Origin of the sequence: Kribbella sp. NPDC051620 (genome assembly GCF_044453825.1) — a bacterium.
Taxonomy (GTDB): domain Bacteria; phylum Actinomycetota; class Actinomycetes; order Propionibacteriales; family Kribbellaceae; genus Kribbella.
On sequence record NZ_JBITDB010000004.1, the window covers coordinates 374,988 to 392,969 of the forward strand.

Here is a 17,982-nt window from a genome sequence, read left to right on the forward strand (position 1 = left end):
GACTTGTCGATTCGGCCGGGACGTGCTCCGGCCCGGCCGAATCCAATTTGGGAGCCAGGCACCGGGTGCGGTAATCTCTCCCAGGTTCGTCCCCCGCAGTTCGCGGGCCTATAGCTCAGTTGGTTAGAGCGCTGCCCTGATAAGGCAGAGGTCACAGGTTCAAATCCTGTTAGGCCCACCCTGATCGACATCGATCCGAGGAGAATCCCCGATGTTCAAGAAGGTTCTGCTGGTCCTGCTGGCCAGCGTCGGTGGATACTTCGTCTACAAGAAGACCCAGCAGGCCCGCGCCGAGCAGGACCTCTGGGCCGAGGCCGTCGACCCGGTCACCCCGGGCCGCTGATTCTCACCCCCACGGGGGCGTAGCTCAACTGGCAGAGCACTGCCTTTGCAAGGCAGGGGTTAGGGGTTCGAGTCCCCTCGTCTCCACCCCAAGCCGGTTCCCCAGGGACCGGCTTTCTGCTTGCCCGCTGAGTTCGACGGACTGCTTCAAGATGCTCGCAGGGCGCGGACGGCCGAGGGAAGCTCTCGGCCCAGGCTCAGGCGGTGCCAGAGGAGCTGGTAGCCACTCGGGCGGCTCTTCCCTTGGCCGAGAGGGGCTCGAGCTCTGAGCCCGAACGCCAGCAGGGTGATCAGCAGTTGGCCGGCGAGAAACAGGCAGGCACCGATGATGACCTGTGATCCGGTGCCGCTGGTTGCTTGGTTGTAGAGGGTCCAGGCGATGCCGACCACCATGGCTACGAAGGCGACGACATAGGTTCCCGCGAAGACTTGTCCCTTGCGTCCTGCTGGCCAGTTCATGGCGGGACAGTAGTCCTCTTCTGCGGATCAGAGGGCGGCGGCCTTGCGGAGGAGTACTGAGCGTTCGTGAGGGTTGGTGCAGAGGCGGGCGGCGAGTTCGAGTTCGGTGCGGGCTTCTGGGTGGCGGCCCAGGCGGGTCAGTAGTTCGCCTCGGACGGTGGGGAGTAGGTGTGAGCCGGGGAGGCGGTTCGAGGCGACAAGTTCGTCGACCATGGTGAGGGCTTGGGCTGGGCCTGAGGCCATTGCGACCGCTACGGCTCGGTTGAGGTCGACGATCGGGGAAGGGGCGACTCGGCCCAGGGCCTCGTAGAGGACGACTATTCGGTCCCAGTCGGTTGCTTCCACTGAGGGTGCTGAGGCGTGGGTGGCGGCGATTGCGGCTTGCAGGCCGTACGGTCCGAGACCGCGGGGTGATGCCTTCGCCAGGGCGGCCAGGCCGCGGCGTACCGCGGAGAGGTCCCAGCGTCTGCGGTCCTGGTCCTCGAGGAGGATCGGTGAGCCGTCGGGGGCGGTTCGGGCTGGGAAGCGTGCAGCAGTGAGCTCGCACAGGGCGAGTAGACCGTGTACCTCCGGCTCGTCCGGCTGTAGCGCGGCCAGTGTGCGGGCCAGCCGGATCGCCTCGTATGCGACATCGGGGCGCAACAGCCGGTCGCCGGACGTGGCCGTCGACCCTTCGGTGAAGATCAGGTAGATGACGCTGAGCACGCCACCCAAGCGTTCCCGGCGCTCATCGGCCGGCGGCAACTCGAACGGCACTCCGGCCGCCGCGATCGTCTTCTTCGCCCGGGTGATCCGGGCCTGCACGGTCGGTACGGAGACCAGGAAGGCGCGGGCGATCTGCTCGGTGGTCAGGCCGCCGACCACGCGCAGGGTCAACGCCACGCGAGCTTCAGGGGAAAGTACCGGATGGCAACTGATGAACATCAGCGACAGGATGTCGTCGTCGATCCGGTCGGGGTCGAGCTCGGCGTCCACCACCGGGTCGGGCGCCAGTTGGGCGTAGCGGTCCTTGAGGGCGGCCCGGCGGCGAATCGCGTCGATCGCACGGCGCCGGGCCGTGGCCATCAGCCAGCCGGCCGGACTGGCCGGCGGATTGAGCGGCCACGACACCAGCGCCTCGGCCACCGCCTCCTGGGCGGCGTCCTCAGCCAGCCCGAAGTCGCCGGTGAACCGGGTCAGCGCGGCAACGATCCGCGCCGACTCGATCCGCCAGACGGCCCCGACCTCGGCAGGATCCATCAGATCCGGCCAGTGCTGCCGGCGTCGCTGGACTCGTCGAGGCCCGGAGGCAGCTCGTCGTCCCCGGCCACCCGGCGGACCTCGATCTTGGTGCCGGTGGCCGCGGGGACCCGCCTGGCCCACTCGACCGCTTCCTGCTTCGAGGCGACGTCGAGCAGGAAGTAACCGCCGAACAGCTCCTTGGTCTCGCCGTACGGCCCGTCCGTGACCACCGGGGTCTCGCCGCTGAAGTCGACCACGACGGTCTCCTCCGGCCGGTCGAGCCCTTCGGCCGCGAGCAGCACGCCGGCCTTCTGCAGGTCGTCGATGAACTGGCGAGTGGTCTTCATCAGCTCTTCGATGTCGGCCATCATGGCCGCGTTCGACTCGTCGGTGCCCCGCATGATCAGCATGTACTTCGACATCGTGTTCTCCCTGTCCACGGGGCCGCCGCTCGGCCCACGCACCCCCAGGTCGAACGGCCGACCCGGCGATCGACACCGCCCGGAAAGAATCTTTGCGCCTGCTGCCCGCAAAACGCTATCGCCGCAGAGGGCCCACCCAGCTGGAAAGCTTCAGCACATGAGCAGCAACGAGAACGTGCTTGCCGAGCTGAGAGCACGCGAGCCGATCTTCCACCGGCTCGAGCGGGGGACGACCACGGCCGACTTCGAGGCGTGGTCTAGGGCAGGTGAGGGGTGGTTGTGCGGAGGCGGGCGGCGTCTTGGCCTGGGGGGGTGCCGAAGAGGCGGCGGTATTCGCGGTTGAACTGGGAGGGGCTGTCGTAGCCGACCAGGTGGCCGATGCCGGCGATGTCGGTGGGGTGGGAGGCGAGGAGGGAGCGGGCTTCCTGGAGGCGGATGCGCTTCTGGAACTGGAGTGGGCTCAACGCCGTGATGGCGCGGAAGTGGCGGTGGAAGGCGGCTGGGCTCATGCCGGCCAGGCTGGCCAGGTCGGCGATGCGCATGGGTTCGGCGTAGTTCTCGCGGATCCAGCGGATGGCTCGGCTGATGTGGGTGAGGCTGCTGTCGGCCAGGCCGATCTGGCGGATCACGTCCGCGTGCGGGCCGGTGAGTAGACGCCAGAGGATCTCTCGCTCGATCATCGGGGCCAGTACGGGGATGTCAGCCGGGGAGTCGAGTAGGCGGAGCAGGCGGGCCGCCGCGTCGAGGAGCTCCGGGGAGGCGGGTCCGGTGGCCATGGCGGGGCCGCTGGGCGTAGTACGGGGTCTTGTGGACTCCAGGAGCAATGGGGCGATGGTGGCGGGGCGTAGTACCAGGCCGAGACCGAGTGAGGGCTGCTCTGGTGAGGCTTCGATGAAGTGGCCGGTGACCGGGAGGTCGGCGGTGACGATGAGGACGTCACCCGCCCGGTACTCGTAGACCTTGTCGCCCAGCAGGAGCTGCTTGGCGCCCTGAGCCATCACGACCAGGAGCGGTTCGGTGAGCGAGTAGTCCGGGTCCGACGACTCCATCCTGGCCAGCAGCAGCCCGTCGATCGGCGTCTGCAGGTCCGCCCGCGTATGAGCGGCGATGCGATCGCGGAGCTCGGCGAGGAGCAGGTCTGGATCAGTCACGATCTCATCAGAGCACACGGAAGCCCGATCCCAACGCAGATGATCGGAATAGGCAATAGCCCGCGAGGAACGGTCTACCGCCGGCCGACCTGCAGAGGCTTCGATAGAGAGGTCACCTTCGAAGCACCTAGGAGCATGATCATGCAACTCGACCACTATCTAACCCTCGGCCGTTCCGGCCTCCGGGTCAGCCCGTTCGCGCTCGGCGCGATGACGTTCGGCGAGGATCCGGGCGGTGCCGGGACCACCGTCGAGGAGTCCGAGAAGATCCTCGCGACCTACCTCGACCTCGGCGGCAACTTCATCGACACGGCGAACTTCTACACCAACGGCCACTCGGAGAAGATCCTCGGCGACTACTTCGCCGCGCGGCCCGGCCGCCGCGAGCACGTCGTACTCGCATCCAAGTTCTTCGGCAACATGTTCCCCGGCGATCCGAACGGCGGCGGCGCCGGCCGGACCTCGATCCGCGCGCAGCTGGACGAGTCGCTGCGCCGCCTGCAGACCGACTACCTCGACGTCTACTACCTGCACAACTGGGACCGCCACACCCCGATCGAGGAGACGCTGAGCACGCTCGACGACCTCGTCCGGGCCGGCAAGATCCGCTACATCGGCTTCTCCAACACGCCCGCCTGGTTCACCGCCCAGGCGCAGACGATGGCCCTCCTGAAGAACTGGACGCCGCTGATCGTGCTCCAGGTTGAGTACTCCCTGCTGACCCGCACGGTCGAGGGCGAGCTCGCTCCGTTCGCGCTCGACCAGGGCATCGCGCTGACGCCGTACAGCCCGCTGGCGCATGGCTTCCTCTCCGGCAAGTACCGCCGCGGTACCGAGGTCACCGACTCGGCCCGTACCGCGTACGTCGGCAGCCCCACCGAGGCCCAGTACGTCGTCATCGAAGCCGTCGCCGAGATCGCCGACGAACTCGGCACCACCTCGGCCGCCGTCTCACTGGCCTGGTTGCGTGCCCGCCAAGGCACGGTCGTACCGATCGTGGGAGCCCGCCGGGTCGAGCACCTCGAGAACAACCTCGCTGCCCTCGCCGTGACCCTGACACCCGAGCACCTGAGCACTCTGGACGAGGTCTCGGCGCCGACTCTCGACTACCCCGCCCCGATGCACGGAGCGCCGCGGGCGATGCTCCAGTTCGCCGGCGCCACGGTCGACGGGGTGCCGTCGACGGTCTACCCGCCACTCCTGCAGAGCGACGTCCGCTACTGAGGCTCAGCCGAGATGACCCGGTAGCCGCGGCTCTGGTAGTTCCCAAGCGCGTGGGGATGGTCGTCGGAGGAGGTCTGCAGCCACACCCGCTTGGTCGGCCGCCCGAGCTGCCACGCCAACTCCGTCGCCCGGGTCAGGAACATGGCTCCGAGTCCTCTCCCCTGGTACGCCGGAACGAGCCCGAACACCACGATGCCGACCTCACCGTCGACGCTGACCTCCAACTCCAGCAGGCCCGCCGTCTCCCCCTGTACCCGGGCAAGCCAGCTCCGGATCGCGGGGTGGGACAGCTCGGCGGCCCATTCCTCGTCGCTCCACTCCAGCCGCCCGTGCGCCTTCAACGGCTCCCAGATCCGCACATAGGTCGACCGGACGACGGGCGCCTCCTCCTGGCCCACCTCGATCAGGTCGAGACCCACGTCCGACAGCTCCCCCGGGACGAGTTGATCGGGGGACGTCATCTCCAGGCGCGTGATGATTTCGGTAGCTCCGAGGTCTGGTCGCGGGTGCGGTACGGGGAGATCGTGTGGAGATGAAAACTGAAGTGTGGATGTGAAGTATGTGGGGGGCAAGAGCTGACCGATCAGCGGGGGGACTGCTGATCGCGCTGGGACTCGTACTGGGACTCGCACTGACCGGATGCGGGGCCGATCTGGCGCCGCAACGAGTGGCAGGCCGGGCCTCCGGTACTACGAGCCCGTACGCCGCCCCGGCACCGACCGGACCGCCGACCGAGCCGTCGAGTGGGCCGTCGACCGAGCCGCCGTCGACGCTGGCATCGATACCGTCTTTGTCGCCGCCGAGCACGCCAGTGCTGCCTTCGACGCCGGTGGCGACTCCGAAGGCGACCAAGGCCGTACCGGTGGTGGTGACCAAGAACGTCGTCGTGATCAGGTCGGTGGCGTTCGGCAAGAAGAACGTGCGGGACCCCGACCGGCCGCAGGGCGATAAGGCTGTCACCACCCGCGGGGTGAAGGGCAAGAAGGAGCTGACCTACGCGGTCACCTACACCGACGGTCGCGAGACCGGGCGGCGACTCCTCCGCGAGGCGATCACCGTGCGACCGGTCACCCAGGTCACGTCGATCGGCACCAAGAAGGAGTCGAGCGGCGGCTGCGACCCGAACTACACGGGGTGCGTCCCGATCGCCAGTGATGTCGACTGTGAAGGTGGCAGCGGCAACGGTCCGGCGTACGTCGCCGGCCCGGTCGAGGTGATCGGCTCGGACATCTACCGCCTCGACGCGGACCACGACGGAATCGGCTGCGAGGACGGCTGACCTCCGACGGCGCCTGGTCCGGCCGGCTGCCGGATCTGTTGCCTTCGGCTACTAAATTGGTTGCCGGATGCAATCGATAGGGAGGTGGCGTGACAGTTCCCGTACGGATTGTCACGGGGAACTCACTGTTTGTTTGCGGGTGCGTGCAGATGTTCTGAGTGACCTAGCGGTCGGTGGAGTGGACGCCGGAGTCTCTGTGGAGGAAGAGACATCGGGAAAACCACTGACGACGTGATCGCGCGGAGACCTACCGGGACTGCGTGGGCCGGTCGACTACGGAGGTTCCGGACGCGTGCTCGAGACCTATCGCGGAATTCCGCACCTGCTGGACACCTGGGTCGTGCTGACCGGGATGGCGATTCCGATCGCCATCTCGTCGGCCCGCCGGCCCGGTGAGCTCGTCCCCAGGGGCGCGGCGCTGCTGATGCCCGCCGCCTTCGCGCTGATCCTCGCGGCCACGCTCAGTCCGACCAGCCATCGATTACCCGGGATCGGTACCTGCGGCACGCACCTGACGACCACCGGCGGGCTCACCTCACTGCAAGGCCTGCTCAACGTCCTGCTGTTCATCCCGGCCGCCGGGCTGCTGACGCTGGCGAACGGACGGCCCGCCGACGGGATCGCGGCGGGGATCGGGATGTCCGCGGCGGTCGAGGCGATCCAGGCGCTGATCGCGCCGCTCGGCCGGTCGTGTCAGCTGCACGACCTGATCGCGAACACGCTCGGCGCCTTCGCCGGAGTCGCCCTGGCCGCGGGGCTGCAGGTCGCGCTGCGAGCCGCCACCCGCCCGATCACGCTGACGAACCCCGGGTACGTCGTGGAGCACGGCGCGATGCTCGTCAGGCGCCCGGCCGCACGCCATCGCCGAGCCGAGCTGGCCCCCGCGCTGGCTCCGTCCTTGGCCGAGGCCCGACCGGTCGCGCGGGCGCGGTGACCAGCTCACCGTACGGCCGGATAGTTATCCACAGGTTGTGGGTAAACCGGGGGATGACGGGTCATAACCCTGGAGATATCCACAGGCGAGCCGCGGATCAGGGGCGGACCTCCAGGCCTAGTGAGGTGGTGATGACGATCGCCTGGGGCAGGTCCACGATCGCGTCCCTGAGCGTGACGGTCAGCGGATCGAGGGTCGAGAGGTCGGATCCGCGCAGGTCCGCGCCGGTGAAGTCGGCGCGTTGCATCGAGGCGCCGGACAGGTTTACGTTCCGCAGTACCGCCTTGCCGGCCCGCAATCCGGTGAGATCGGCCTCGCGCAGCTTCGTGCCGCTGAGCTCGACCCCGGTCAGGTTCGCCCCGGGCAGGCCGACGAACGACCAGTCGCCGCCCTCGACCTTCATCAGGTTGTAGGAGCAGTCGTCGAACATGCTGCCCATCAACTTGCACCGGGTGAAGGTGCTGTCGAAGAACGAGCACCGGACGAAGGTGCAGTTCACGAACGCCGCCTCGTGGTGCACCGACGCGTTGAACCGGACGCCGCGGAACACGCACTCCTCGAACACCCCGCGACGGTTGTTCACCTCGGTCAGGTCCGAGTCGATGAACAACACCCGGGTGTACGTCTGCCCGGACGGATCGGCGTCGTCCCAGTCGCGGATCGTGGACTCGGTCTTGGGCGCCGCCCGGCCACCCATGCGCTCAGCCATCGCACTCCTCTTGGTTTTCCAGCAGTTTGCCCTGTGCCACCGACAATGTTCAGACCGACCGGGAGGATGGCTGATGTGACCGGATCAGAGCGAGTGATGGTGTTCGGCGCGGGCGGCTTCCTGGGCGGCGCGATCTGCCGGCTGCTGGCGGAGCGCGGGATCGAGCATCGCGGGTTCACGCGGTCGACCGGCGATCCGCATCGGCGCTTCGACCTGGCCAGCGGGCACTGCTTCGCGCTGGACACCCAGCTGGGCGCGTACAAGCCGACGGTGATCGTCAACGCCGCGGCCGCCACCCATGGCGATGTCCTCGAGCTCACCCGCGGCAACGTGGTCGCCGTCCAGTCGCTGCTCTCCTCGATGAACGGGCACGCGAGCAACGCGCGCTTCATCCAGATCGGTTCGGCGGCGGAGTACGGCGGTGCGCCGCGCGGTACGAGCCAGGACGAGCAGGCCGAGCTCCGGCCGGGAGCGGCGTACGGGTTCACGAAGCTGGCCGGTTCCGAGCTGGTACTGCGGGCGCAGCGCAACGGCGCCGACGCCGTCGTGCTGCGCTCCTTCAACATCACCGGGCCGGGTTCGCCACCGAGCACCCTGTTCGGCCGGGTGCTCCGCCAGCTCGGCACGACGGACACGATCCAGCTCGGGTCGCTCGAGGCGTGGCGGGACTACGTCGACGTACGGGACGTCGCCGAAGCCGTGCTGGCGGTCGCGACGGCGGACGGCAAGCTGCCGCCGGTACTCAACGTCGGTTCCGGCAAGGCGACGCTGGCCCGCGACGCGGTCAACAAGCTGATCGAGGTCAGCGGAACCAAGACGAAGATCGTCGAGGGTGAGGCGCACGCCGGCCACGCGGGCTCTCCCGCCGACGCGGTCGCCTGGCAGCAGGCCGACACGACCCTGATCAGCAAACACCTCGGCTGGTCCAGCAAGATCCCCCTCGACCAGTCCCTCACCGACACCTGGACCGCCCGCCCCCGAGAATGAGGTTGTGGATATCTGGTCGGTTTGTGAGCCGGCGCCGGATCGGGAAGGGCCGAACGAGGATCTGGTGGTCAGTGGGCCGGACTTCGTGGTGGTGCTGGATGGGGCGACCGCGCCGAAGGGGATCGAGTCGGGGTGCGTGCACTCGGTCGCCTGGCTGGTCGCTCGGTTGGCGACGCAGTTGGCGCTCCCGCTGCTTGGGCGATCCGAGGCGCCGCTCGCCGATCTGCTCGCGGACGCGATCAATGCAGTGCGGGCTGAGCATGTGGATACCTGCGATCTGACCAATCCCGACAGCCCGTCGTCGACCGTCGCGATGGTGCGGGTGGGCGACGACGAGGTCGAGCACCTGGTACTGGCCGATTCGCCGATCGTGCTGCGTGCCACCGATCGGCGGGTGACGGTGCTCGCCGACAACCGGGTCGATCTGCTGCCGGAGTACACGTTCGAGGCCGTACGCCGGTTGCGCAACCAGCCGGGTGGATTCTGGGTCGCGAGCACCGAACCCAAAGCGGCATACGAAGCAGTCGCCGGTACTACGGAACGCGCGGCGGTCGAGCTGATCGCTCTCCTCACCGACGGCGCCTCCCGCTACTCCGAGCGCTACGGCCATCCGTGGGAAGACCTGGTCGACACCCTCGTGACCGCCGGCCCGCAAACTCTGATCGACAGGGTCAGGCGGTACGACGCGGAGGCACCCGTCGGCACCTTCCGGGGCAAACGCCACGACGACGCAACCGCGGTCCTCTGCCGACTGCCAAGGCGAGGGTAGGCGCGAGCCGCTGTCAGGGCTGACGCGGCGACGGCGCGTAAGGCGGCGGGTTGGGCACAGAAGACGTCGGCGGGTAGGGCACGGAAGACGTCGGTGGGTCGGGCACGGGGGACGACGGCGGATAGGGCGCCGAAGGCGGTGGCGGGTAGGGGGCGTACGACGGGAAGTCGGGTGGGCGGGGAGCGTACTGCGGGGGGCCGGGTGGGGGGTCGGTGAGTGGTGGTGCCATTCGCTCGTCCTGCCAGGCGTTGGTGCGGAACATCAGCCGGACGATCATCACCCCGGCGACAGCGAGCAGCACGGCGGCGACGGTGAAGCCGATGTTCACGCCGAGCGCTGTCCGGACCATGAAGCTCTGCAGGTCGTAGATGTCCACATAGTCCCCGGTCGCGTCGGCCACCTCCTTGCGATGGACCAGCCGCACCACCCAGACGACGAAACTGACCAGCGCGAAGCCGCTCCCGCCGACGATGATCAGCCAGAACGTCGTCCACGCGGCCCACCACCCGTACAGCAACCCCCGCGACGACTTCGCCTGGCCGGGCCGGCCCGGCGGCTCGCTGGCACGAACCACGTCCTCGACCACCTGCAGCGGATACCAGAACTGGACGATCGGGCAGATCCAGCTGCCGATCACCCAACCCTGCTCGCGCCGATGCACGCCGTCACCCAGCCGCTTGGCCCCTTGGTAGCTGACGCCCGAGGACGGCGCGAACAACTCCGTGTTCTCCCGCGCCTTCCACAGCCAGATCACGAAGAAGACGCCGGTCGCGGGCACCAGCAGGCTGATCAGGTCGAGCAATGGACCCGCGTTGCCGATCGACTCCACTCCGCGCGCGAGTTCGTCCTCGGAGAGCAGCCCGTACACGAGCCGCTTCACGTCGTCGTACGAACGCCACATCAGCACCGCCTGGAGGATGGCGACGAGCGTGGTCAGCACCATCAGGACCAGGAAGACGACAGTGATCTGCCGAAGCGGCTTGTACGTCCGCACCGGCATCCCCAGATACGGCGCCGGGTGGTAGCCGGGCGGCCCCGGATACGGCTGACTCACCGACCTCACCTCCCCACTGACAAAGTTAACCCGTTGGCGGGAGCGGAGAGGAGTTGTCCACAGGCCAAAAGCGGCAAACCTCAGACGGCGGCGAAAGCCTCTCGTGCCGCCGGCAGCGCCAGCGCGCGATCCATCGCGGACAACCCGATCCGGGTCCGCCGATCGAGCAGATCGTCCTCGGTCAGCGCCCCTTCATGCCGTACTGCGAAGCGCAGCTCCGCATGTGTCGTCGCCAACCCCGGCGCGATCGGCGCGAGCAACTCCGGCTCCACCGCGATCACGTCCGTCGCCTCCACGCCGTACCGATCGACGAAGCGCGAAGGCGCCCGGACCGCAGCCAGTTGCACCCGGCTCGCGGCCCCCACCAGCGGAATCCGATGCGTCAGACACGGCCGCCGCACCTCTACCGACGACTGATCGAGCGCAGTGTCGAGCGTGTCCTGCGCCATCCGCCGGTACGTCGTGAGCTTGCCGCCCACGATCGTCACCACCCCGTCGGGACTCGTGATCACCGCGTGCCGCCGCGAAATGTCCGCCGTCTTGTCCAGCCCCTTGTGATGGCCGGTGTCGAGCAGCGGCCGCAGACCCGCGTAGCTGCCGAGCAGATCGTCACGCGTCAACGGCACCCGCACAGCCGAGCTGATCGTCGACAGCAGGAAGTCGATCTCGGCGTCCGTTGCCCGTGGAACATCACTGACCGGACCAGGCGCCTCTTCATCCGTCAGCCCGACATAGACCCGTCCATCAGGCGCCGGGATCGCCATCACCACCCGTCGCAACTCCCCCGGCACCGGCACGGTCAGTACTGCGGACAGCCCACCGAACGCGGATTGCGGCAGCACCAGATGCGTCCCCCGGCTCGGCCGGAGTTTGATGCCTGAGGCAACTTGATCGGCCCAGATGCCGGTCGCGTTGACGACGATCCCGGCGTCGAGGTCGATCCGCCGGCCGGACAGCTGATCCACCAGCACCGCTCCCCGCCCGGTCACCTGCTCGGCGGCGCAGTGCGTGACGATGCGGGCTCCGTACGATGCCGCGGTGCGCGCGATGGAGACGACCAGCCGCGCGTCGTCGTAGAGCTGACCGTCCCAGGTGAGGAAGCCGCCGCGGAGACCCTGCGGGCGGACGGTCGGTGCGTACCGTAGTACCTCCGCGGAACTGACCCGGCGGGAGTGCGGCAGGTGGTCGTCGCTGGTACGGGCGAAGGTGCGGAGCACGTCGCCGCCGAGGAATGCGCCGCGTAACAAGGCCGCCTGGGCGAATCGCGCCTCGGGAAACCAAGGCGCGACCTGAGGCACCGGATGGACGAGATGAGGCGCGGTCGTCTTCATCAGGATGCCGCGCTCGACGGCGCTCTCATAGGCGATGCCGACGTGCCCGGAGGCGAGGTAGCGCAGGCCACCGTGGACGAGCTTCGAGCTCCAGCGGCTGGTGCCGAAGGCGAGGTCGTGCTTCTCGACCAGCGCGACGGTGAGGCCACGGGCAGCCGCGTCGAGGGCAACGCCTGTGCCGGTGACGCCGCCGCCGATGACGAGGACGTCGACCCGGCCGGCCGTGTCGAGCCACTCGAGCTCGCGAGTCCGCCGGGCCGCGTTGAGGCTGGCGTTGCCGACCGCGATCATGGCGTCAGGTACCTGGTGAGCATCACCCGCAGCTCCTCGTCGAGCTCGGGGTACTCCTTCGGCTCGGCGAGCACCGGTCCGGAGACCGCGGAGGCGAGCGAGACCAGGATGATCTGCCGGGACAGCCAGTCGGAGTCGCCCTCGCGGATCGAACCGTCGGCCTGACCGGACTCGATGCCGGCCTTCACCAGCGCGAGGTGCGCGACGGTGCTGCTGCCGCGGCGCTCCAGCAGGTACGGCGTGAGGAACTCGGGGTCGAGCTCGATGATCTTGCGCATCAGTGGGTGGGTGCGGGTCTTCGCGACCACCTCGACGACGCCCTCGACCAGGCGGGCGCGGCCGTCGACAGCGTCGGGCTGGAAGGCGGAGACCAGCGCAGTGGTCCATTCGCGGGTCATCAGGGCGGCGACCACCGCCTGTACGTTCGGCCAGCGGCGGTACAGGGTGGCGCGGGAGACCTCCGCGTGGCGGGCGATGTCGGCCATCGTCATCCGCCGCATGCCGATCGCCAGCAGCAACTCGTAGGCCGCGTCCAGGATCCGCTCCTCGCCGATCGCGTTCGCCGGCGTCGGGCGCGACGATCCGGTCGAGCTGGAGGAGGTGTCGGATTCGCTGCTACGCTGAGACATCACACGTCAGAGTGTATCAGCGACTTCGCCGACTGCAAGAGGTGTCCGGTCCCTCGGCGACGCTACCTCCGAACACCACAGATGGGGAGCCCACCATGACCGAGTCCGACCTCCCGGTGGTCAACCTCACCCCCGGCCGCTGGGGCGACCCCGCCCAAGCAGTAGAACTCCCCGCAGCCGCCCTCGAAGCGCTCAAACACCTAGGAGTCCGCCCCCCAGCGCCTCCAGCGCCGGACGGCGGGGTTGAGGAGCGCGCGCCGGGCGAGGCGGGCGGGCCCGGCGGAGCGGGCGAGGCGCATCGAACCGGCGGGCCAGGCGGAGTGGGCGGGCCGGGCGAGGCGCGTGGAGCCGGTGGGCCAGGCAAGGCAGGCGGAGCCGGCGAGGCCGGCGGGCCGGGTGGAGCGGGTGGGCACCGCGAGGCGGGTGGAGCGGGTGGGCACGGCGGAGCGGGCGGAGCGGGCGGGGCGGGCGGGGCGGGCGGTGGGTGGGAGCTTGGTGGGGAGGAGATGGGGGTGCTGGTGGGGGTGCTTGGTGGTGAGTATGTGGTGACTGACTTTGCGAGTCGGTGGGCGCATACGCGGGGGTATTCGACTCCGGATCTGTTGCGGTATCGGGCGGGTGACACCAGCGATATGCCTGCCGCGGTTGTGTATCCGGGGTCGCATGAGGACGTGCAGGCGCTCTTGGGTGTGTGCTCCGAGCGGGGTATCGCGGTGGTTCCGTATGCGGGTGGGACCTCGGTGGTGGGTGGGCTTGCGCCGCAAGGCACCTCGTTTGTCGCCGTCGACCTGCGCAGGCTGGACAGGCTGGTGGAGATCGACGAGGTTTCCCGGACAGCCACGATCGAAGCGGGTGTGCGGGCGACGGCGGCCGAGGGGTTGCTGGCTGAGCGGGGATACACGCTGGGGCATTTTCCGCAGTCGTATGAGGGCGCGAGCATCGGTGGGTATGCGGCGACGCGGTCCAGTGGGCAGGCGTCGGCGGGGTACGGGCGGTTCGATCAGATGGTGGTGGGGCTCACCGTGGCTACTCCGCGCGGGACGATCGAGTTGGGACGGGCGCCGATGTCGGCGGCCGGGCCGGATCTCCGGCAGCTCTTCCTCGGGTCGGAGGGGGCGTTGGGCATCATCACCAGCGTTGTGGTGAGGGTTCGGCCGCGCCCGACCGAGCGCACCTTCGAGGGCTGGCGGTTCGCGACCTTCGACGAAGGGCTCACCGCGATCCGCCGGCTGGCCCAGGACGGCCCGTTGCCGACAGTGCTGCGGCTGTCCGACGAAGCCGAGACGGCGATCAACCTGGCCGACCCCAACGTACTCGGCGGCGGCTCCGGCGGAGTGCTCGCGATCGTCGGCTTCGAAGGCGCCCGTACGCCGACCCGCCGTGCCGAGCTGGCCGACGTGCTGACGGCCGCCGGTGGCGAGTACCTCGGCGAGGGACCCGGCGAGACGTGGCGCCAAGGAAGGTACCGGGCTCCGTATCTCCGCGATCCCCTGCTCGACGAGGGCGCGCTGGTCGAGACGCTCGAGACGGCCGGCTTCTGGTCGACCCTCCCCGCGTTGAAGGCGGCCGTCACGGAAGCCCTGGTCAACGAGCTGTCCGGCCAAGGCACCCCGCCGATCGTGCTCTGCCACGTCTCCCACGTCTACGAGACCGGCGCCTCGCTCTACTTCACCGTCATCTCCGCCCAGACCGACGATCCCGTCGCGCAGTGGCGGCAGGCGAAAGCCGCGGCCAACCAGGCGATCGCCAAGGCGGGCGCCACGATCACCCATCACCATGCCGTCGGCACCGACCACCGCGATGCCTACGTCACCGAAGTCGGCCCACTGGCCATTGAGTCCTTGCAAGCAATCAAGCAGACACTCGACCCCAACGGCATCCTCAACCCAGGCATCCTCATCCCTCCCAAACCGACCGAGAAGCACCAGTAGTCCGGGGCCGTCCACGACGGGTGCGTTAGCGTGTGCGGCTGGCCCCTGCCACCTCGACGCGCCCGGGAGTGACCTGCCGTGCTGACGGTTCTTCGACGTCCACTTCGGCCCGCCGAGCCTGTTCGCACCTACTACCTGCTGAACGCTTTCTCGTCGTTCTTCTACGTGCTGACCTTCACGCTCAGCCTGGTGTACTACGTGAAGGACGTAGGGCTGAACCCGTTGGAGATGGTGCTGGTCGGCACGGTCCTGGAAGCCACCGTCTTCCTGGCCGAGGTACCGACCGGCGTCGTCGCCGACCTGGTCAGCCGGCGGCTGTCGATCATCGTCGGGCTGTTGCTGATCGGCCCGGCCTTCCTGCTGCAGGCATCGGTGCCCACCTTCGCCGCGGTACTGATCGCACAGGTGATCTGGGGCGTCGGCTACACCTTCACCTCCGGTGCGCTGGAGGCCTGGATCACTGACGAGATCGGCGAGGACGGGGTGACTCCGGTCTTCACCCGGGAGCAGCAGATCCACCTCACCGCGACCGTGCTGGCAACTGTCACCGCGGGTGGCCTCGGCCTGATAAGCCTGCGGCTGCCGATGGTGGTCTCCGGAATCGGCTTCCTGATGCTTGCGGTGGCGATGCTCGCCGTGATGCCGGAACGGAACTTCAGCCCGACCCCGAAGGGCGACCGCGACACCTTCACCCATCTGACGTCGACCCTCGTCGAGGGTCTGAAGGCCGCCCGTCGCCGCCCGGTGGTCCGCTACTTCTTCCTGATCAGCATCCTGGCGGGCCTGTCCAGCGAGGCGTTCGACCGGCTCTGGACGGTCCGGGTCCTGAACGATCTAGGCCTGCCGAGCCTGTTCGGGCAGACCTCCCCGGCGATCTGGTTCGCGGTCTTCGCGCTGATCAGCACCGTGCTCTCGCTGGCCACCTCGCTGGTGGTCAACAAGGTCTCCGCCGAGCGGGTCAACTCGCTCCACCCGAACGGCCTGCTGGCCTTGCTGACGGTGCTTCAGGTCGCCGGTATCGCCGGGCTGGCAGTGTTCGGCAACCTGTGGGTGGCACTTGCCGCGATGTGGTTACGCGACGCGGCGGTCGCCGTCGCGCTGCCGATCCAGACGTCCTGGCTGAACCGCAACGTCGATTCCCAGTCCCGCGCCACCGTGATGTCGCTGAACGGTCAGGCCGACGCCATCGGCCAGGTCGTCGGTGGCCCACCCCTCGGCGCGCTCGGAAACCGCACCTCGCTGACGACTGCCCTGGTCGCGTCCGCGGTGATCTTGTCGCCCACCGCACTGCTCTACCTGCGGTTGCGTCCGACCGCCGGCGCCGACACCAGCCCGCCGGAGGCCGACGCCGGCACGCCACCCACCACGGCGCCCCTCAACACTCAGCTACCCACTGGACCGGGTCCCACCGACGAGACCTGATCACGAGATCTTCGGGCAGTAGCGCTTGACCTCAAGCTCGCTTGAGGTATGAGGGTGGCGGGCATGACCACTGAATCTCTGACTCGTCCTGTTGCTCTCATCACCGGTGCCAGCGCGGGCCTCGGCCTCGCGCTGGCGCACGGCCTGGCCGAGCGTGGCTGGGCCCTGATCATCAACGCGCGGGGCGCCGACGCGCTCAAGAACGCGGCCGACGCGCTGGCCGCCCGGACCGACGTCGTGCCACTGGCCGGGGACGTCACCGATGCCGAGCATCGGGCCGATCTGCCCGATGCGGTCGGTGAGCTCGGCCGGCTCGATCTCCTGGTCAACAACGCGAGCTACCTCGGCGCGAGTCCGCTGCAGCGGTTGGCGGGAACCGACCTCGACGAGTTGCGGCGCGTCTACGAAGTCGACGTGATCGCGCCGATCGCGTTGAGCCAGGCATTGCTGCCGGAGTTGTCGGCGACGGCCGGGATCGTCATCAACATCAGCTCTGACGCCGCGGTCGAGGCCTACGAAGGATGGGGTGGCTACGGGTCGGCCAAGGCGGCGCTGGATCACGCGAGCGCAGTACTGGCGGCTGAGCATCCCGGGCTGGCTGTGTACGCGGTGGATCCGGGTGATCTGCGCACGGCGATGCACCAGGCGGCCTTTCCTGGGGAAGACATTTCTGATCGGGCCGAGCCTGCGAGCGTCGTACCGGCGTTTCTGCGGTTGCTGGACAGCCGGCCGGCGAGCGGTCGCTACCGAGCCTCGGAATTCGCGCCGGCGGTGGCTTCATGAGAGTTCATCCACAGACCAGGTTCACGCTGCCCGACGAGCTGAACGCGGTCGAGCCGCCGGAGGCGCGTGGACTGGCCAGGGATCAGGTGAGGCTGCTGGTCGCGGAGGGGTCGACCGTCACGCACACGAGGTTCGACCGGATCGGTGACCACTTGCGGCCAGGCGATCTGTTGCTGGTCAACACGTCAGGGACGTTGGGGGCCGCGGTCGACGGCACCTGGATCACCGGCTCGGGCGTCGCTCCCGTGGTCGTGCACTTCTCGACTGCACTCGACGACGGCAACTGGGTGATCGAGCTGCGCAACGGCGGCATGCCGATGTTCGGAGGGGCGGCAGGCGATCGGGTGGAGCTGCCTGAGGGAGTACTGACGCTGCTGGAGCCCTACGAGCCAAGCAGCCAGCGGTTGTGGAAGGCCAAGCCGCCAGTGGCCGACATGGTCAACTACCTGTGGCGGAACGGGCGGCCGATCACCTACAAGTACGTCGGTAAGCAATGGCCGCTCGCGCTCTACCAGACGGTGTTCGCGAACCAGCCTGGCTCTGCGGAGATGCCGAGCGCGGGCAGGCCGTTCAGCTTCGAGCTGGTGAGTCAGTTGGCGGCTGCCGGAGTACTGATTGCTCCTATCCTGCTGCACTGCGGAGTGTCGTCGCTGGAGAGCCATGAGCCGCCGCTGCCCGAGCGGTACGAGGTCACCGAGCACACTGCGCGGTTGGTGAACTGGGTGAAGGCCAACGGCGGCAGGGTGATCGCAGTCGGCACTACGGCGGTCCGTGCGATCGAGTCGGCCGCACAGCCCGGTGGTGTGATCGCAGCGAAGGGCTGGACCGACCTAGTGCTCGGTCCCGACCACCCGGCGACTGTGGTGGACGGGCTGATCACCGGCATGCATGCACCAGAGGCGTCGCACCTGCTGTTGCTGGAATCGGTGGTCGGGGGCGACGTCGTCCAGCGTGCCTACGACGCCGCCCTCGAACACTCCTACCTGTGGCACGAGTTCGGCGACGTCAGCCTTCTGCTCCGTCGGTGAGCTCGGCCGCGGCCGG

The 17,982-nt window shown here is 68.6% G+C and carries 19 protein-coding genes and 2 tRNA genes; 12 read left to right on the plus strand and 9 right to left on the minus strand.

Annotated elements, in window-relative coordinates; translation table 11 throughout:
- The first annotated feature begins 104 nt into the window (after window positions 1-104).
- The 3 genes from ACIA12_RS20805 to ACIA12_RS20815 all read left to right on the plus strand — a co-directional run bounded on the left by ACIA12_RS20805 (window position 105) and on the right by ACIA12_RS20815 (window position 429).
- Window positions 105-178: transfer RNA gene (locus tag ACIA12_RS20805), tRNA-Ile, on the plus strand.
- Window positions 179-211: 33 nt separating this feature from the next.
- Window positions 212-343: a DLW-39 family protein gene (locus ACIA12_RS20810; protein ID WP_396368661.1), complete on the plus strand. Its 132-nt coding sequence runs from the start codon at window positions 212-214 to the stop codon at window positions 341-343.
- Window positions 344-356: 13 nt separating this feature from the next.
- A tRNA-Ala gene (locus ACIA12_RS20815) sits at window positions 357-429 on the plus strand.
- Between the two features lie 60 nt (window positions 430-489).
- Here ACIA12_RS20815 and ACIA12_RS20820 read toward each other — a convergent pair.
- From ACIA12_RS20820 to ACIA12_RS20835, 4 genes are all read right to left on the minus strand, one after another.
- Window positions 490-801 (minus strand): hypothetical protein, encoded by a 312-nt coding sequence (locus ACIA12_RS20820; RefSeq protein WP_396368662.1) that lies wholly within the window; start codon window positions 799-801, stop codon window positions 490-492.
- Window positions 802-828: 27 nt separating this feature from the next.
- Window positions 829-2,040, minus strand: coding sequence for an RNA polymerase sigma factor (locus ACIA12_RS20825; protein WP_396368663.1), 1,212 nt, complete (start codon window positions 2,038-2,040; stop codon window positions 829-831).
- On the minus strand, window positions 2,040-2,444 hold the full coding sequence (locus ACIA12_RS20830; RefSeq protein WP_396368664.1) for a YciI family protein: 405 nt from the start codon (window positions 2,442-2,444) through the stop codon (window positions 2,040-2,042). The genes ACIA12_RS20825 and ACIA12_RS20830 overlap by 1 nt, the downstream gene beginning before the upstream one ends.
- A gap of 257 nt (window positions 2,445-2,701) precedes the next feature.
- Entirely contained in the window at window positions 2,702-3,595 is an 894-nt protein-coding gene (locus ACIA12_RS20835; protein ID WP_396368665.1) for an AraC family transcriptional regulator N-terminal domain-containing protein, read from the minus strand.
- 141 nt (window positions 3,596-3,736) lie between these two features.
- On the opposite strand from ACIA12_RS20835, the gene ACIA12_RS20840 reads away from it, so the two are divergent.
- Window positions 3,737-4,819, plus strand: a complete 1,083-nt coding sequence (locus ACIA12_RS20840) for an aldo/keto reductase (protein ID WP_396368666.1) — start codon at window positions 3,737-3,739, stop codon at window positions 4,817-4,819.
- Here the strand turns inward: ACIA12_RS20840 and ACIA12_RS20845 are convergent.
- Window positions 4,813-5,280, minus strand: a complete 468-nt coding sequence (locus ACIA12_RS20845; RefSeq protein ID WP_396368667.1) for a GNAT family N-acetyltransferase — start codon at window positions 5,278-5,280, stop codon at window positions 4,813-4,815. The genes ACIA12_RS20840 and ACIA12_RS20845 overlap by 7 nt on opposite strands.
- 98 nt (window positions 5,281-5,378) lie before the next feature.
- Between ACIA12_RS20845 and ACIA12_RS20850 the strand changes: the two genes are divergently transcribed.
- Window positions 5,379-6,098, plus strand: a complete 720-nt coding sequence (locus ACIA12_RS20850; RefSeq protein WP_396368668.1) for a G5 domain-containing protein — start codon at window positions 5,379-5,381, stop codon at window positions 6,096-6,098.
- 292 nt (window positions 6,099-6,390) lie between these two features.
- Complete coding sequence (locus tag ACIA12_RS20855; protein WP_396368669.1) at window positions 6,391-7,032, plus strand: VanZ family protein; 642 nt, start codon at window positions 6,391-6,393, stop codon at window positions 7,030-7,032.
- 97 nt (window positions 7,033-7,129) lie between these two features.
- Here the strand turns inward: ACIA12_RS20855 and ACIA12_RS20860 are convergent, their stop codons facing one another.
- Window positions 7,130-7,741, minus strand: a complete 612-nt coding sequence (locus ACIA12_RS20860; RefSeq protein ID WP_396368670.1) for a pentapeptide repeat-containing protein — start codon at window positions 7,739-7,741, stop codon at window positions 7,130-7,132.
- 75 nt (window positions 7,742-7,816) lie between these two features.
- On the opposite strand from ACIA12_RS20860, the gene ACIA12_RS20865 reads away from it, so the two are divergent.
- Together ACIA12_RS20865 and ACIA12_RS20870 are read left to right on the plus strand one after the other, a co-directional pair.
- Window positions 7,817-8,728 carry an NAD-dependent epimerase/dehydratase family protein gene (locus tag ACIA12_RS20865; RefSeq protein ID WP_396368671.1) on the plus strand — a complete coding sequence of 304 codons (912 nt, stop codon included), beginning with the start codon at window positions 7,817-7,819 and terminating at the stop codon, window positions 8,726-8,728.
- Window positions 8,729-8,732: 4 nt separating this feature from the next.
- Window positions 8,733-9,497, plus strand: a complete 765-nt coding sequence (locus tag ACIA12_RS20870; protein WP_396368672.1) for a protein phosphatase 2C domain-containing protein — start codon at window positions 8,733-8,735, stop codon at window positions 9,495-9,497.
- 13 nt (window positions 9,498-9,510) lie between these two features.
- Here the strand turns inward: ACIA12_RS20870 and ACIA12_RS20875 are convergent, their stop codons facing one another.
- The 3 genes from ACIA12_RS20875 to ACIA12_RS20885 form a co-directional block, all read right to left on the minus strand.
- On the minus strand, window positions 9,511-10,551 hold the full coding sequence (locus ACIA12_RS20875; protein ID WP_396368673.1) for a DUF4328 domain-containing protein: 1,041 nt from the start codon (window positions 10,549-10,551) through the stop codon (window positions 9,511-9,513).
- A gap of 80 nt (window positions 10,552-10,631) precedes the next feature.
- A complete protein-coding gene (locus ACIA12_RS20880) occupies window positions 10,632-12,173 on the minus strand; it encodes a glycerol-3-phosphate dehydrogenase/oxidase (RefSeq protein ID WP_396368674.1) in 1,542 nt (513 codons plus the stop codon).
- Window positions 12,170-12,802 (minus strand): TetR/AcrR family transcriptional regulator, encoded by a 633-nt coding sequence (locus tag ACIA12_RS20885; protein WP_396369381.1) that lies wholly within the window; start codon window positions 12,800-12,802, stop codon window positions 12,170-12,172. The genes ACIA12_RS20880 and ACIA12_RS20885 overlap by 4 nt, the downstream gene beginning before the upstream one ends.
- 95 nt (window positions 12,803-12,897) lie before the next feature.
- Here ACIA12_RS20885 and ACIA12_RS20890 point away from each other — a divergent pair, with 95 nt between their 5' ends.
- The 4 genes from ACIA12_RS20890 to ACIA12_RS20905 all read left to right on the plus strand — a co-directional run bounded on the left by ACIA12_RS20890 (window position 12,898) and on the right by ACIA12_RS20905 (window position 17,966).
- On the plus strand, window positions 12,898-14,733 hold the full coding sequence (locus tag ACIA12_RS20890) for an FAD-binding oxidoreductase (RefSeq protein WP_396368675.1): 1,836 nt from the start codon (window positions 12,898-12,900) through the stop codon (window positions 14,731-14,733).
- 78 nt (window positions 14,734-14,811) lie between these two features.
- Window positions 14,812-16,155 (plus strand): MFS transporter, encoded by a 1,344-nt coding sequence (locus ACIA12_RS20895; protein WP_396368676.1) that lies wholly within the window; start codon window positions 14,812-14,814, stop codon window positions 16,153-16,155.
- 63 nt (window positions 16,156-16,218) lie between these two features.
- Window positions 16,219-16,938 carry an SDR family NAD(P)-dependent oxidoreductase gene (locus tag ACIA12_RS20900; protein ID WP_396368677.1) on the plus strand — a complete coding sequence of 240 codons (720 nt, stop codon included), beginning with the start codon at window positions 16,219-16,221 and terminating at the stop codon, window positions 16,936-16,938.
- Entirely contained in the window at window positions 16,935-17,966 is a 1,032-nt protein-coding gene (locus tag ACIA12_RS20905; protein ID WP_396368678.1) for an S-adenosylmethionine:tRNA ribosyltransferase-isomerase, read from the plus strand. The genes ACIA12_RS20900 and ACIA12_RS20905 overlap by 4 nt, the downstream gene beginning before the upstream one ends.
- Window positions 17,967-17,982: the final 16 nt, after the last annotated feature.

Excerpts from the sequence above, each read along its gene's own strand:
- ACIA12_RS20820 (WP_396368662.1), bottom strand. The coding sequence starts at position 801 with ATGAACTGGCCAGCAGGACGCAAGGGACAAGTCTTCGCGGGAACCTAT.
- ACIA12_RS20810 (WP_396368661.1), top strand. The coding sequence starts at position 212 with ATGTTCAAGAAGGTTCTGCTGGTCCTGCTGGCCAGCGTCGGTGGATAC.
- ACIA12_RS20830 (WP_396368664.1), bottom strand. The coding sequence starts at position 2,444 with ATGTCGAAGTACATGCTGATCATGCGGGGCACCGACGAGTCGAACGCG.
- ACIA12_RS20885 (WP_396369381.1), bottom strand. The coding sequence starts at position 12,802 with ATGTCTCAGCGTAGCAGCGAATCCGACACCTCCTCCAGCTCGACCGGA.
- ACIA12_RS20860 (WP_396368670.1), bottom strand. The coding sequence starts at position 7,741 with ATGGCTGAGCGCATGGGTGGCCGGGCGGCGCCCAAGACCGAGTCCACG.
- ACIA12_RS20905 (WP_396368678.1), top strand. The coding sequence starts at position 16,935 with ATGAGAGTTCATCCACAGACCAGGTTCACGCTGCCCGACGAGCTGAAC.
- ACIA12_RS20880 (WP_396368674.1), bottom strand. The coding sequence starts at position 12,173 with ATGATCGCGGTCGGCAACGCCAGCCTCAACGCGGCCCGGCGGACTCGC.
- ACIA12_RS20825 (WP_396368663.1), bottom strand. The coding sequence starts at position 2,040 with ATGGATCCTGCCGAGGTCGGGGCCGTCTGGCGGATCGAGTCGGCGCGG.
- ACIA12_RS20840 (WP_396368666.1), top strand. The coding sequence starts at position 3,737 with ATGCAACTCGACCACTATCTAACCCTCGGCCGTTCCGGCCTCCGGGTC.
- ACIA12_RS20850 (WP_396368668.1), top strand. The coding sequence starts at position 5,379 with ATGTGGGGGGCAAGAGCTGACCGATCAGCGGGGGGACTGCTGATCGCG.
- ACIA12_RS20900 (WP_396368677.1), top strand. The coding sequence starts at position 16,219 with ATGACCACTGAATCTCTGACTCGTCCTGTTGCTCTCATCACCGGTGCC.
- ACIA12_RS20845 (WP_396368667.1), bottom strand. The coding sequence starts at position 5,280 with ATGACGTCCCCCGATCAACTCGTCCCGGGGGAGCTGTCGGACGTGGGT.
- ACIA12_RS20890 (WP_396368675.1), top strand. The coding sequence starts at position 12,898 with ATGACCGAGTCCGACCTCCCGGTGGTCAACCTCACCCCCGGCCGCTGG.